At 67.5% G+C, this 14,069-nt stretch carries 15 protein-coding genes; 2 read left to right on the top strand and 13 right to left on the bottom strand.

Features of this window, described 5'->3' with window-relative positions; translation table 11 throughout:
• Positions 1-12: 12 nt before the first annotated feature.
• A complete protein-coding gene (locus tag BraRD5C2_RS12195; RefSeq protein ID WP_223968606.1) occupies positions 13-207 on the top strand; it encodes a hypothetical protein in 195 nt (64 codons plus the stop codon).
• Between the two features lie 36 nt (positions 208-243).
• On the opposite strand, the gene cobF is transcribed toward BraRD5C2_RS12195, so the two are convergent.
• From cobF to cbiE, 6 genes are read right to left on the bottom strand one after another with little or no spacing between them, the layout of a single operon-like run.
• On the bottom strand, positions 244-993 hold the full coding sequence (gene cobF, locus BraRD5C2_RS12190) for a precorrin-6A synthase (deacetylating) (RefSeq protein ID WP_223968605.1): 750 nt from the start codon (positions 991-993) through the stop codon (positions 244-246).
• Between the two features lie 7 nt (positions 994-1,000).
• Positions 1,001-1,729: a uroporphyrinogen-III C-methyltransferase gene (gene cobA / locus BraRD5C2_RS12185; RefSeq protein ID WP_223968603.1), complete on the bottom strand. Its 729-nt coding sequence runs from the start codon at positions 1,727-1,729 to the stop codon at positions 1,001-1,003.
• Positions 1,726-3,036: a cobyrinate a,c-diamide synthase gene (locus BraRD5C2_RS12180; protein ID WP_223968601.1), complete on the bottom strand. Its 1,311-nt coding sequence runs from the start codon at positions 3,034-3,036 to the stop codon at positions 1,726-1,728. The genes cobA and BraRD5C2_RS12180 overlap by 4 nt, the downstream gene beginning before the upstream one ends.
• Entirely contained in the window at positions 3,033-3,818 is a 786-nt protein-coding gene (gene cobM, locus BraRD5C2_RS12175) for a precorrin-4 C(11)-methyltransferase (protein ID WP_223968599.1), read from the bottom strand. Before cobM ends, BraRD5C2_RS12180 begins: the two co-directional genes overlap by 4 nt.
• The gene (locus tag BraRD5C2_RS12170; RefSeq protein WP_223968597.1) at positions 3,815-4,183 is read right to left on the bottom strand and encodes a cobalamin biosynthesis protein; all 369 of its coding nucleotides are present in this window, start codon (positions 4,181-4,183) and stop codon (positions 3,815-3,817) included. Before BraRD5C2_RS12170 ends, cobM begins: the two co-directional genes overlap by 4 nt.
• On the bottom strand, positions 4,180-5,361 hold the full coding sequence (gene cbiE, locus BraRD5C2_RS12165; protein ID WP_223968595.1) for a precorrin-6y C5,15-methyltransferase (decarboxylating) subunit CbiE: 1,182 nt from the start codon (positions 5,359-5,361) through the stop codon (positions 4,180-4,182). The genes BraRD5C2_RS12170 and cbiE overlap by 4 nt, the downstream gene beginning before the upstream one ends.
• On the opposite strand from cbiE, the gene BraRD5C2_RS12160 reads away from it, so the two are divergent.
• Complete coding sequence (locus tag BraRD5C2_RS12160) at positions 5,360-6,109, top strand: cobalt-precorrin-6A reductase (protein WP_223968593.1); 750 nt, start codon at positions 5,360-5,362, stop codon at positions 6,107-6,109. The two genes, cbiE and BraRD5C2_RS12160, sit on opposite strands and share 2 nt — an antisense overlap.
• On the opposite strand, the gene cobJ is transcribed toward BraRD5C2_RS12160, so the two are convergent.
• From cobJ to BraRD5C2_RS12125, 7 genes are read right to left on the bottom strand one after another with little or no spacing between them, the layout of a single operon-like run.
• Positions 6,085-6,819: a precorrin-3B C(17)-methyltransferase gene (gene cobJ, locus BraRD5C2_RS12155; RefSeq protein WP_223968591.1), complete on the bottom strand. Its 735-nt coding sequence runs from the start codon at positions 6,817-6,819 to the stop codon at positions 6,085-6,087. The two genes, BraRD5C2_RS12160 and cobJ, sit on opposite strands and share 25 nt — an antisense overlap.
• The gene (locus BraRD5C2_RS12150; protein ID WP_223968589.1) at positions 6,816-7,547 is read right to left on the bottom strand and encodes a precorrin-2 C(20)-methyltransferase; all 732 of its coding nucleotides are present in this window, start codon (positions 7,545-7,547) and stop codon (positions 6,816-6,818) included. Before BraRD5C2_RS12150 ends, cobJ begins: the two co-directional genes overlap by 4 nt.
• A gap of 2 nt (positions 7,548-7,549) precedes the next feature.
• Positions 7,550-8,179, bottom strand: a complete 630-nt coding sequence (locus BraRD5C2_RS12145) for a precorrin-8X methylmutase (RefSeq protein WP_223968587.1) — start codon at positions 8,177-8,179, stop codon at positions 7,550-7,552.
• A complete protein-coding gene (gene cobG, locus BraRD5C2_RS12140; protein ID WP_223968585.1) occupies positions 8,179-9,342 on the bottom strand; it encodes a precorrin-3B synthase in 1,164 nt (387 codons plus the stop codon). The genes BraRD5C2_RS12145 and cobG overlap by 1 nt, the downstream gene beginning before the upstream one ends.
• Complete coding sequence (cobN, locus tag BraRD5C2_RS12135) at positions 9,339-12,587, bottom strand: cobaltochelatase subunit CobN (RefSeq protein WP_223968583.1); 3,249 nt, start codon at positions 12,585-12,587, stop codon at positions 9,339-9,341. Before cobN ends, cobG begins: the two co-directional genes overlap by 4 nt.
• Positions 12,587-13,621, bottom strand: coding sequence for a cobalamin biosynthesis protein CobW (gene cobW, locus BraRD5C2_RS12130; RefSeq protein ID WP_223968581.1), 1,035 nt, complete (start codon positions 13,619-13,621; stop codon positions 12,587-12,589). The genes cobN and cobW overlap by 1 nt, the downstream gene beginning before the upstream one ends.
• Positions 13,618-13,992, bottom strand: a complete 375-nt coding sequence (locus tag BraRD5C2_RS12125) for a DUF1636 family protein (protein ID WP_223968579.1) — start codon at positions 13,990-13,992, stop codon at positions 13,618-13,620. The genes cobW and BraRD5C2_RS12125 overlap by 4 nt, the downstream gene beginning before the upstream one ends.
• Positions 13,993-14,069: the final 77 nt, after the last annotated feature.

Genomic DNA, 14,069 nt, shown 5'->3' with positions numbered 1-14,069 from the left:
TGGGGTGGGTTGATGAAGAAGGACGACGTCACGTGTCCGCGCTGCGGGGCTGGATTCCGGCGCCTTGAGCTGTCATCCGGATCGGGAAGCAAGGGCGAGTATCGCTGCCCGGTCTGCGAGACAACCCTCGAGCAGTTCGATGGTGACAAGCTCGTGGCCTACCGCCTGACGATCCAACCCTCAATTCGCGGATTGAAGACCGGATAGCCCCCCGCTGCGTCGACTGCCGACGCAATCCCTCGATCACGATCGCCGCTTGAGGACATAACTGTCCATGATCCAGCCGTGCCGCTCACGCGCATCACGGCGCGTGGCAACGATGCGAGGGCCCACCTCGGCCAATTCACCCGCCATGAGGATCTGATCGGGCATACCGAGATAGGCGCCCCACCAGATCTTCAAGCCCTCCGGATCCAGCGTCTGGAATGCCGCGCCGCCGTCGAGCATCACGACGATTGTGTCGACGCCGGGCGGCCAGCCGGCCTCGCGGAGCCGCCGGCCGGTCGTGACCAGGAACGGCTCGCCGATCTCGTTGAGCGGCAGCGCATGCGCCGCGCACAGCGCCTGGATCGACGTGATGCCCGGGATCACCTCGATCGACGGCGGCGGATCGAGCCGTTGCGCGATCCGCAGGCTCGAATCGTAGAGCGAGGGATCGCCCCAGATCAGCAGGGCGACGCGACCCTCGCCGCCGAGATGGCGCGCGATTTCCTGTGACCAGGTTGCGGCGATCGCATCGTGCCAATCGTCGACACCCTTGCGATAGTCCTCCTCTCCGGCATCACGCACCGGCAGGTCGAACTCGGCAACGCGCGTGCGATCGTTGTTCAACGCCTCTGCGCAGATCGTTCGACGCAAGTCCGCGAGATCCGACTTCGCGGTCCCCTTGCGCGGGATCAGCACCAGGTCGGCGGCATTGATCGCGGCGATCGCAGCAAGTGTGAGCTGCTGCGGATCGCCGCAACCGATACCGATCAGGGAAAGCGTCAACATCGCCGTATCAACCTTGCTCCGGTGCCAGCGCACCGAACAGGATGACGGCAGCCGCAGTGGCAGCGTCGGCAAGCGTGAGCCGTTCGGCGAGTTCCGCGATCGTGGTGCGGACCAGCCGCTCGTCGGCGTGGCCGAGCGACTCCGCCAGCAGTGCGGGCGTCTCGGGGGAAAGGCCATGCGCGATCAGCTTCGCGGCCAAGGCCGGAAACGTCCGCCGGCCCATATAGACGACGGTGGTGGCTTCCGGATCGGCCAGCGCCGCCCAGTTCAGATCCGCGGGCAACTCGCCGGTGACATCGGCGCCGGTCACGAACTGGACCCGGCGCGAGGTCAGCCGCCGCGTCAGCGGAATGCCGGCTTGCGCCGCGGCGACCGAGGCCGAGGTCACGCCGGGAATGATCTCGTAGCCGATGCCGGCCGCGCGCAACGCCTCGATCTCCTCCTCGAGCCGTCCGAAGATGCCGGCGTCACCGGATTTCAGCCGCACCACGCGCACGCCGGCCGCCGCGTAATCGACCAGCAGCCGGCTGACATGATGCTGCTTCGCCGAGAGACGGCCGGCGCGCTTGCCGACTGCGACGAGATTGGCGCCGGAGCGCGCGAGATCAAGGATCGCGCCCGAGGCAAGGTCATCATAGAGAACCACATCCGCCTCGCGCAGCCGCGCGGCTCCCTTCATGGTCAGGAGCTCGGGATCGCCGGGGCCGGCCGAGACGAAGGAAACGAATCCGCTCATCGATCCTCCGCAATCAGATGGAAGAATGTACCCGTGGCGTTACCGCGCCGCGATCCGGTTTCGGCCACGATCGCGCCGGTCGCATCGCGCACCACCGCGAGCGGCGTGTCCGGCTGCGCGATGATCGTCGAATAGTGAAATTCGTGACCGCGCAGACGAGAGCCCGGACCGTGCCCGGGCATCGCCGCGGCAAGCTCGGCGAGCCGGTAGCCGAGGTGCATGCGGCGCTTGGCATAGCTGGTCTCGAGGCCGAGTAAGCCCGCCATCGGGTGGCGTGTGCCTTCGGCATCGGTCAACGCGGTGCCCAGCACCATGTAGCCGCCGCACTCGCCGTGCACCGGCCTCGTCTCCGCGAAAGCGCGCAATTGCCCAAGAAACCGCGTGTTGGAAGCAAGCCGGCCGGCATGCAGCTCAGGGTAACCACCGGGCAGCCAGCACACATCGGCGTCCGCATCGGGGCCTTCGTCGGCGAGCGGCGAGAACGTCACGATCTCGGCGCCGGCCGCGCGCCAGGCCTCCAGCATGTGCGGATAGACGAAGGAGAATGCGGCATCGCGCGCGAGCGCAATCCGCTGGCCGGGCGGCGTGATCTTGAGGCCCTGCGCGGCTGATTGCGGCGACCAGGCGCGCGCCGATTGCAACACGGCGTCGAGATCGACATGCTCGGCGACGAAGCGTGCGGCCTCGTCGATCAGACCGTCGATCTGAACCTGCTCTTCGGCCTGCACCAGGCCGAGATGCCGCTTCGGCAACGCGATCTCGGCGTGGCGGGGAAGCGCACCCAGCACCGGAATGCCCGCACCCGCCATGGCACTGCGCACCAACGCTTCGTGCCGCGGACTGGCGACACGGTTAAGCACGACACCCGCGAGCTGCACGCCGGCGCGAAAATCACGCAATCCCGCTGCAACCGCCGCCGCGGTCTGTGCTTGGCCGGAGGGATCGATCACCAGCAGCACCGGCCATCCCATCATCTCGGCAATATCGGCGGTGGCGCCGGTACCCGAGACGCCGCGCGTCGCGACCCCGTCGAACAATCCCATCGAGCCTTCGGCCAGCACGAGATCCGCGTCCGCGCCGCGGCCTGCCAGATGCGCGATCGCATCTGATGCCATCGCCCAGCTGTCGATGTTGACGGATGCGCGTCCCGTCGCGACCGCATGAAAGGCCGGATCGATATAATCCGGCCCGCTCTTGAGGCATTGTACGCTCAGCCCGCGATTGCGATAGGCGCGCGCCAGCGCCAGGGTCAGCGTCGTCTTGCCGACACCCGATGCCGGCGCCGAGATCACGAGCCCCGCGGTCATCGCGATGGTTCCGGAAAGCGTGGCTCGGCGCCGACCGGCCGGTAGCGGCGGTCGTAGTCGGCCGCATAGAGACGGCTCTCGGCGAATTCGCCGGCGCCGAGCGTCTTGCCGACCAGGATAAGCGCCGTCCGTTCGAGCTCCGGGCCGACCGCGGCATCAAGCGTTGCGAGCGTGGCGCGCACGATGCGCTGCTCCGGCCAACTCGCGCGCCAGACGATCGCCACCGGGCAATCCGCGCCATAGTGCGGCGTGAGCTCGGCGACGACCTTGTCGAGCAGATGGATCGACAGATGGATCGCCAGCACCGCGCCGGTCGCGGCAAAGGCTGCGAGCGTCTCGCCGTCAGGCATCGCGCTCGCCCTGCCCGGCGTGCGCGTCAGCACCACCGATTGCGCAAGACCGGGCAGCGTCAGTTCGGCCTCCAGTGCGGCCGCGGCCGCCGAGAAGGCCGGCACGCCGGGCGTGACCGAATAGGGAATCTGCAACGCGCGCAACCGGCGCAGCTGCTCGCCCATCGCCGACCAAATCGAGAGATCGCCCGAATGCAGCCGCGCGACGTCCTTGCCTTCGGCATGCGCCGCAGCGATCTCGGCGACGATGTCGTCGAGCGACAGCGGCGCCGTGTTGACGATGCGCGCATCCTTCGGGCAATGCGCCAGCACGCCCTCGGGGACCAACGACCCTGCGTAGAGACAGACCGGGCAAGCGGCGATGAGATCGCGGCCGCGCAAGGTCAGAAGGTCGGCAGCACCCGGCCCCGCGCCGATGAAATGCACCGTCATTCGCCGTCTCCTTCCGCGATCGCCGCAGTGGCCATCCGATCCTGCGACACGGCCCTCGCCGAAATCAGGCGCGCACCGCGCCCGGCGGCCGCGACCGCGGCAGCTTCCGCGACCGAACCCGTCCGAAATCTGGCCTTGACGAATTCGGATTGCGTCACGGTTTCTATCTCAGCCAACATTTCGGCGGGAATGCTCCGGATCGGCAATCCCAATTGCTGGGCCAGCGCCTTCAATGCCACCGCACCGGCCTTGTCGCTCACCGTCGCAACCGCCGCAAGGCCGTTGGGCCCGCCGGCCGCATCGAGGGCTTCGCGCAAGGACGCGACACTGGCATTGCTCCTGAACCCCAGACCCGCGACCTTCATCGGACCGCGCTCCATTGCACGATCGGCCGCACGGCCTTCCAGGAGCGATAGCGGCCCAACGGCTCGGCCTGCGCGATCTCCACTCGCATCAATTCGCCGCCGTGGCGCTGATGCAGATCGGACAGCAGCGCCTCGGTTTCCAGGGTCACTGCGTGGGCGACCAGCCGCGTTCCCGGCGCGATGCGCGACCAGATGGCATCGAACATATCAGCATCGAGGCCGCCACCGATGAACACGGCATCAGGCGCTTCGAGGTTCGACAGGACGCCGGGCGCATCGCCTTCGATGACGGTGATCCGGTGGGTTAAGCCGAAGCTTGCCGCATTGCCGCGGATGTTGGCGGCTCGTTCGCTGCGGGCCTCGGCGGCGATCGCCGTCCCGCCGCAGAGCGCCCATTCGATCGAGATCGAGCCCGAGCCGGCGCCGACATCCCACAGCCTCTCACCAGGCCGTGGCGAAAGCGCCGACAGCGCCAGCGCGCGGACCGGCCGCTTGGTCAATTGCCCGTCATGCATGAAGAGTGCGTCGGGAAGACCCGAGCTGCGCGCGATCCCCTGCGATCCCGCCGCCTCCAGCGCAACGGTGACCAGACTGTCGCCGGAATCGCCGGCATAGCCGTCGGCCCGATGCTGCGTGATGGATTCACGCGGTCCGCCAAGCGCTGAAAGCGTCCACATCGCCGACGAACCCCAACCGCGCTCGGTGAGCCGTTGCGCAAGATCGGACGCCGCACTGCCATCGCGCACCAGGCAGATGATCCGTGCATCGCGCACCAGATGCGGCAGCAGCCGTTCGAACGGTGCGGCATGAAGGCCGAGGCAGACGACATTCTCGAGACGCCAGCCGAGACGCGCGGCGGCCAGCGAGAATGTCGACGGCGCGGAATGCGCGACCCACTCGCCGGCCTGCAATTTCCCGACAAGGCTGCCGCCGACGCCATGCCAGAACGGATCGCCCGAGGCGAGCACCGCGGTCGGTCGCCCCCGGCATGCAAGCACGATGTCCGCATCGAACGGCACCGGCCAGACGCGGCCGCGGCCGGTGATCCCAGCCAACGCCAGATGCCGTTCACCGCCGAACACCGTTTCGGCTTCACCAAGCGCCTTTCGGCTTGCGTCGGAGAGGCCGGCAAGGCCATCTTCGCCGATACCGATGACGGTCAACCAGGGATTACCCATGATGCGCGCCCTGATCCTGGGCGGAACGGCCGACGCCAATTCGCTGGCCGCGACGATCGCGCGCGCGGGCATCGACGCGGTCTATTCCTACGGCGGGCGCACCACAGCTCCTGCCGAACAACCGCTGCCGACCCGGATCGGCGGCTTCGGCGGCGTCAGCGGTCTTGCCGACTATCTGCGTCGCGAAGGCATAACCCATGTGATCGACGCGACACATCCCTTCGCAGCCGAGATGAGCCGCAACGCGATCGCCGCCTGCGCGCAAACCGCAACGCCGCTGCTCGCGCTCGAACGCGTGCCCTGGAATAGAACATCCGGCGATCGCTGGATCGAGGTCGCGGATGTCGTCTCGGCGGTCGCGGCGTTGCCGGACGGCCGCGCCAACGTGTTCCTCGCGATCGGCCGCCAGCACGTCGCGCCGTTCGGCAGCCGGCCACAGCATGCCTATACGTTGCGGTTCGTCGACCCGCCCGACGAGAGGCTGCCATTGCCCGGTGCCGACGTCATCGTCTCGCGCGGGCCATTCACGCTCGACAACGAGCTGGAGATGATGCGTGCGCGCTCTATCGAATGGATCGTCGCCCGCAACTCTGGCGGGGCCGGCGCACGCGCCAAGATCGATGCCGCCCGCACGCTTGGCCTTCCCGTCATCATGATCACGCGGCCGCCGCTGCCCGAGCGGCCGCGTGTGGAACGTGTGAGCGAGGTGATGGAATGGCTCGGTCATCGGACCTGCCTCGGCGCATAGACCCAGCGGCCGACCCGCCGCGTCGTCGAATTACAGACGATCACAAGCGTCCGCATATCGGCCATCTCGGGCTTGGCGTCGCGCAGTTCGACGGTCTCGATCCGCTGCTCGGGCGTACTGACAGCGCGGGCGAAAATCACGATGCGCTCGCCGCAGCCCGCCTCTTTCAAAATCTCGAGCGTCCGCGCAAAGCCATGAGGGCGGCTCGCCGAGCGCGGATTGTACATCGCGATCGCGAAGTCGGCTTCGGCCGCGAGCCGCAGGCGCTGCTCGATCAGCGGCCATGGCTTGAGATTGTCGGACAGGTTGATCGCGCAAAAATCATGGCCGAGCGGCGCGCCAACACTTGCCGCTGCCGCCAGCATCGCGGTCACGCCGGGCAAAATGCGGATCGGCAGGTCGTGCCATTGCGGCGCGTCGTCGAGCGCCTCGAACACGGCAGACGCCATCGCGAACACACCGGGATCGCCTGAAGACACGACGACGACGTGGTGGCCTTCGGACGCCAGCCGCAGTGCCTCGGCGGCGCGCTGTAGCTCCACGCGATTATCCGAGGGATGCAGCGTGAGCCCGTCGCGCGGCTGCACGCGGGTCACATAGGGCGCGTAGCCGACGATGTCGGTCGCCATTGCGAGTGCAGCGGAGACCTCCGGCGTGATCAGCGCCTCGTCACCCGGCCCCAGTCCCGCGATGGTCAACGTGCCGGTCATTGCGCGGCCTCCCTGCGCCGCCCCTGCCCGTGCACCAGCACGATCGCAAAATACGGACAGTCCGCCTCAGCGAGGTCGGCGAGCCGGGCGACCCGCTGATCGGGCATGGTGCCGCGTTCGACGAGCCACGCATCGTCGAGGCGGCCCGCGGAGGCGAGCGCGCGGCGGATCTTCGTCAAGTTGCGGCCGGTCTTCATGACGACCAGCGCGTCGGAGCTGCGCATCCGCTGTTCGAGCTCAGCCTCCGGCAACGTGCCCATCAGCACGGTGGTCACATCGTCGGCAAGCGCGATCGGCTGGCCGACCGCATTCCAGCAACCGACCATGCCGGGAATACCGGCAATCACCTCGATCTCGACACGACCTTGCAAGCGCGCATGCAGGTGCATGAACGAGCCATAGAAATAGGGATCGCCCTCGCAGAGCACGACGATGTCGACCGCGCGCGCAAGCCGCGCCAGGCGCTCGGTCCATTCGTCGTAGAAGCCCGCCAGCAGCCGCGCATAGTCCGGACTGTCGAAACTGATCTCCGTGGTGACCGGATACTCCATCGGATATTCGCTGACGCCGGCGGCGAGCATGCCTTCGACGATGCGCCGCGCCTGTCCGAGCTGCCCCTTCTTGCGAAAATAGGCGACATGCTTCGCCGCGCGCACCGTCCGGTCGGAACGCACGCTCATCAGGTCCGGATCGCCTGGGCCAAGCCCGCAGCAGATGATGCGTCCCATCGCTATTCGCTCCGGCTCGCCAGCGCATTGACGGCGGCGACCGTGATCGCCGACCCACCGAGACGTCCCTCGACCGTCAGCGCCGGTACCGGCGGCGCGGCCATCAAGGCCGCCTTGGACTCGGCCGCTCCGACGAAGCCGACCGGACAGCCGATGATCGCCGCCGGTCGCGGACAGTCGGAATTCTCCAGCATGTTGAGCAGATGAAACAGCGCCGTCGGCGCATTGCCGATCGCAACGATCGCGCCGGCCAGATGTGGCCGCCACAGCTCGAGTGCCGCCGCCGAGCGCGTGTTGTGCATCGACTGCGCGAGTGCCGGAATCCTGACATCGCCGAGCGTGCAGATCACGGCGTTGCCGGCCGGCAGCCGCGCGCGCGTGATGCCCTCCGACACCATGCGCGCATCGCAGAGGATCGGCGCGCCGTTCTGCAAGGCGGTACGCGCGCGCGCGGCCATGCCGGATGTGAAGCGGACATGCGCTTCCAGACCCACCATCCCCGCGGCATGGATCATGCGCACAACCACCGGTTCCTCGTCTGATGTAAAGCGCGCAAGGTCGGCCTCGGACCGGATGGTGGCAAAGGACTGACGATAGATCGCCGCTCCATCAGTCTCATAGACATGCGGCATCAGCGGCCTCCCATCAGCGCGGAGGGATTTGCGAGTAGGTACGAACAGGTCAGCCCGCGCAGGACCGGCGCATCCCGCGTCGTGCCGCGACGGATCAGGTCAAAGCCCTCGCCTGACGCAACCAGGGTGACGTCAGCAGAACCGGACTGGGCGCAGCCCTTGGCGCAGCCGGACACGTGAAGCCGGGCATCGGCCGGGATAAACGACGCAAGCGCCGATGCCAATGCGCGCGTATCGGCATGCGCCTCACGACAACGCGGTGCGCCGCTGCATGCAATCACGCGGAGCGCCGGATCATAGGGATCAGTGACCAAGTCCGCCCCACGGGGCATCTCATGCATCCCCTCAACCAGCACCATCCGCCACGGCGTCATGCGGAGAGCCGGCCCGCACCCGGCGAGATAACCGAGCGCTTGCTGCGTCAGTTGTCCGAAGGTTACGCCAACCATCGCACCAGTCGGATAGAGGCCGGGCACAGGGTCCGGCGATCGGGCCGCGGGCTCCGCATCACCGCTAAGCGACTGCGGCAAGCTCGCGCCGCCAGCGAGATGAGCCGCCATCCGTCGCTTCTCACCCTTGGCTCCGCCGGAGGCGACGTACCATTCGGCCAACGCCAGCGCGATATCCACCGCCTCTCCGCGCGAGACAGAGCGGCCGCGCCGCGTGCCATCGGCACGCACTAGAAGTCCTCGGTTGCGATCGCGCTCGATCCTGATATCGGCAGACGCGCCAACCAAGACCCGCTCGTTGCCGTCATCGATTGCGAAACCGAACTTGGTCGGAAGATCGAGCGACGCGCCGGCGAGCGCCTGCTCAAGCTCGGCCGCGAGCGAACGCGTGTCGGCATCGGGCGTCCAGAACGGCGTCACCAGAATGTTGCGCTGCGCCTCGGTATCCGAATCCTGGTCCAGCAACGCGAGTTCGGCGAGCCCATCGATCAAGGCCGGATAACCTTCATCGCCGACGCCGCGGATCTGGAGATTGGCGCGGCTGGTCAGATCGATCAAGCCGTTGCCGTATCGCGCAGCGAGATCGGCAATTCCCGCCGCCTGCGCCGCATCCAACCGCCCGCCGCGCGGGCGGATGCGCACCACGAGGCCATCGCCCGACTGCATCGGCCGCAGCGCGCCGGGACACCAGCCCTTGATCGCGATGGCGCTCATGAGACCTCCTGCAACGCTGCCGCAATCGAATTACGCCGCGTCTGCCAGAGCGACGCGTCATGCAGCCGGGTGAAGCAGGTTTCGATCGCAGCCAGCGCCGCCGGATTCTCGCGCGCCATGAAGGCGCGGACATCGTCATTGCCAAGCGTCGCGTCGTAATAGAGGTCGAACAGATGCGGCGGCACCGCACCGGCGAGATGCGCGAACGCCGCCATGTGCTCCAGCGTTGCCGATATTTCGGCGGCGCCACGGAAGCCATGGCGCATCATGCCGGCGATCCATGCGGGATTGGCCGCGCGCGCCCGCACCACCCGCGAGATTTCCTCGGTCAACGAGCGGGCCTGCGGTTGATCCGGCCGCGTTGCATCGAGGTGATAGAGCGACGGGACCTTTGCGCCGAGCCGCCGCGCCGCCGCGGCGATGCCGGCCTCATGCGCGGCATAGTCCGCTGCGAGCAGCAGATCGGTCTCCGGCAAATCCTGGGTATGCACGAAGCTGTCGGCCGCGGCGAGCCGCGCTTCGATGCCGGCGCGGTCGGGCCGGATCTCGCCGTCCGATGCAAAGGCCCAGGACGATGCCGACAGCCACGCTTCGCCGGCCGCGTCGCGCGCCTCCTGTGTGAAAACGTCAAGGACAGACGCGATCCCGGCGCCATAATGTCCGGGGCGAGGCCCGAACACGCGCGAGATGCGTTGCCGGTAAGGATTCTCGTCATCCTCATCGCTGCGCTCGGACAATGCCTCCGCCGCAGCTTCGAACAACTGCGCAAGCCCGGAGAAGACGTCGCGGAACAGCCCCGACACGCGCAGCGTCACGTCGATCCGCGGCCGGCCGAGCTCCGCCGGCGCGATGATGTCGTAGCCCGACACCCGGCCCGATCCATGATCCCAGCGCGGCGCGATGCCGGCGAGATGCAGCGCCATCGCAAAATCCTCGCCGGCGGTGCGCATCGTCGAGGAGCCCCAGAGATCGACGACCAACCCTTTCGGCCAGTCACCGTGATCCTGCAAATGACGGCGCAGCAGCTCCTCGGCGAGCTTCACGCCTTGCGCATGCGCCGACGGCGTCGGCACCGCGCGCGGATCGACCGCAAACAGATTGCGTCCGGTCGGCAGCACATCTCTGCGCCCGCGATAGGGCGAGCCCGACGGCCCCGGCGCAACACGCCGGCCTGCGAGCGCATCGCGCAACGCCGCCCGCTCCGCCTCGCCGCAAGTGCCCTGCCCGAACACATGCAGGCCGTCGCCGAACTGGCTTTCCTTGAGATCGCATACAAAGCGATCGATCTGCGGAATGGCCTCGGCCGCGGAGACTGACGCCGCGAGACCGAGATCGTCCTCCAGCCCGGCGATGCGCGCTTCCTCGCGGATCGCCGCAATCAGGCGCTGCCGCCGCGCCGGATCGAGACCGTCCGCGGTCGAATACTCATCGAGCAATCGTTCGAGATTACGCAAGCCCTCCGGTACCGCCGCCTGCGCGAGCGGCGGCGGCAGATGGCCGATCGTCACGGCGCCGATCCGGCGCTTGGCCTGCGCGGCCTCGCCGGGGTCGTTGACGATGAAGGGATAGACGACGGGCAGATCGCCGATCAGCGCCTCCGGCCAGCACGCGGATGACAGCGCAACCGATTTGCCGGGCAGCCATTCCAGCGTTCCATGCGCGCCCATGTGGACGACGGCATCGATGCCTTGCTGCCTGAGCCACAGATGGAACGCAACATAGGCATGGCGCGGCGTGCGCGAGAGATCGTGATAGTCGGCATCACGCTGACCGACATCACCGCGCTCCGGCTGAACCGCGATGATCGACTTGCCACTCCGGATCGCCGCGAAATGAAATGCGCCGTCACGGCATTCGGGATCAGCCTCCGGCGCACCCCATGCGCGCGCAAGATCGTCCTGGAGCGGCTGCGGGAGGCTGGAGACCAGTGCGCGATATTCGGCAACGTCCCATGTCAGCCTCCGGTGCAGCAGCACGAGCCCCAGCGACTCCACCGGCTCAAGATCAAAGCCTGCAGCCGCGAGATCGGCCAGCAGCGTCTCAACCGAGGCAAGTGCATCGAGGCCGACCGCGTGCGCGATCTGGTGCGGGCGCCCCGGATAGTTCGAGAGCACGAGCGCGACCTGCTTGTCCTGCGCCGGCCTGCCGGCAAGCCGATGCCAGGCCGTGACGCGCGCAACGATCGCAGCGACGCGTTCGGCATCCGGCCGATGCGCAAGATGCGCGAATTGCAGATCGGGATCGCGATCGCCCGGTTGCTTGAAACTCACGACGCCCGCGAACAGGCGACCGTCGACCTCCGGCAACACCACATGCATCGCGAGATCGCCGGGCGACAGGCCGCGCAGCGACAAGTCCCAATCCTCCCGCCGCGCCGTCGACAACGCGACCTGGAACACCGGACACGAGGTGGCGTCGAACGGCGTCGTGCCGTCATCGCCGGCCGCGGAGAACGCGGTCGCATTGACGATGGCGGCCGGCGGGCATTGCGCGAATTGAGCGCGCATCCAATCGGCCACGCCCGCCGCCTTCAGCGAGGTGACGAACACGCCGTGGGCATCGAATCCCTTTTCGCGTAACGCATCGATCAGCGCATCGACCGGCGCGGTGTCGCCGGCCACCAGATAGGAGCGATAGAAGGTCACGAGAGCCCGCGGCCGGCCATCCGAAGCTGGCAGCGCCGCCACGGCGCCTCGCCTTGAATCGTAGACGCCGATCTCGGGAAGATCGATCTCACCGACGACAGGCCCGGCGTAGAGCCCGGACGCCAGCGCCAGTTGCGCGATCACGGCCTGCGCGGCAACCGGGCCGCCCTTGTCGCACAGCACCTTCAGGCGGCGCAGCGTCGAGACCGGCAAGGTCGAGAATTCATCCAGCCGCAAATCGTCGCGGCCATCCGCCGGCAGCACGACCAGGGCGATGCCGCGCTCCTTCGCCAGCCGATGCACTGCGGCCAGGCCGTATGACCAATAGGGTTCGCCGCCGATCAGCCGCACCAGGATGCCGCGCGCATGCGACAAGGTCCGCTCGATATAGGTATCGACCGACAGCGGATGGCGCAGCTCGGCGAGATTGGCGAGCCGCAACGACGGCAATGCGGCACGGCCCCGCCGCCAGCCGGCCGCGAACGCAGCGAGATCGCTGTCCGAAAACGACAACACCACGAGATCGGCCGGATCCTGGCCGAGGTCCCTTGGCGTCGCGGTCTCCTCAAGGCCGCGGCTCTCGCGGAAGACGACGTGCATCAGACACCTAGTCGTGCCCTGATCGCGGCTTCATCGATATCGCCGTGTTCGCCGATCACGACGAGCTTTGATTGTCTCGCCCGCACGCCCCAGGGCATGTCGAACTGATGCCTCACCCGCTCGCCGACCGATTGCACCAATAGCCGCATCGGCTTGCCTTCGACCGCGATGTAGCCCTTGGCACGCAGCACGTTCTGCTCGCGCGCCAGCCCCTTGATCGACGCGATCAGCGCATCGACATCCGCGATTTCCGGAAGATCGATCACGACGGAGTTGAAGTCGTTGTGCTCGTGCTCGTCCTCGCCGTCATGGTGGGACGGCCGCGACGCGAGGTCATCCTCCGCCGCAGCCTCAAGGCCCAGGATCACGCGGGCATCGATCGCGCCGTCGACGATGGGCAACATCGGCACCTCGCGCGGCATCTCGGCCGCGATCAGCTCTTTAGCCGCTTTGATCCCCTCCGCTCCGGCGAGATCGGCCTTGGTCAGCAGTACGATATCGGCGCAGGCGATCTGGTCCTCGAACACCTCCGACAGCGGCGTCTCATGATCGAGATTGTCGTCGGCCGCCCGCTGTGCATCCACCGCGGCGGGATCAGGCGCAAACCGGCCCGCCGCAACGGCCTCGGCATCGGCCAGCGCAATCACGCCATCGACCGTGATCCGCGAGCGGATCTCGGGCCAGTCGAACGCTTTCAGCAGCGGCTTCGGCAGCGCGAGGCCCGATGTCTCGATCACGATGTGATCGGGCCGCACAGGGCGTGCGAGCAATTGCTCCATCGCCGGGATGAAATCGTCGGCGACGGTGCAGCAGATGCAGCCATTGGCGAGCTCGACGATGTTCTCGGTCGGGCAATTGGCGTCAGCGCACGACTTCAGGATGTCGCCGTCGACGCCTTCGCTGCCGAACTCGTTCACCAGTACCGCGAGCTTCTTGCCGTTGGCATTGCGGATCAGATGCTGGATCAGCGTCGTCTTGCCGGACCCGAGAAAGCCGGTCACGACGGTGACCGGAACCTTGGCGAGCGTGGTCATTCTGCGGCCTCCGGCACGACGGCGATGGGTGGGATTCGGGCAAGCGATTGCTTGCGAAAGATTTCGGGACGGCTGCGCCACGGCACGATGCCGTCAGGCGCCGACGCATAGGCAGAGGCGCCGACGATCACATCCTTGGCATTGTCCGCGGACAGGCGGCCGTAGACATAGGACCACCGCCCCGGCGCGCTGAGTGCGACCGAGCAGCCCTGGCTGCAGGCCGACAGGCATTCGACGGGAACCAGATTGACATCATCGGGCACGCCGGCCTCAACAAGCGCGGCATGCAGGCGCGCACCGGGCGCGACCTCACCGTCCGCGAGCGTCTGGCCCGCGCGACAGGTGATACAGACATGAAGTGTAACGCTCATCGCCCTTCCTGGATTGACTGCGGGAAGCGATGAGGCACACGAACCTGACGTGAACAGGTTCGTTCCCCGTCGCGGAA

The organism is Bradyrhizobium sp. RD5-C2 (genome assembly GCF_019972155.1).
Lineage (GTDB): Bacteria > Pseudomonadota > Alphaproteobacteria > Rhizobiales > Xanthobacteraceae > Bradyrhizobium.
This window is presented reverse-complemented; position numbering and strand designations above follow the sequence as displayed.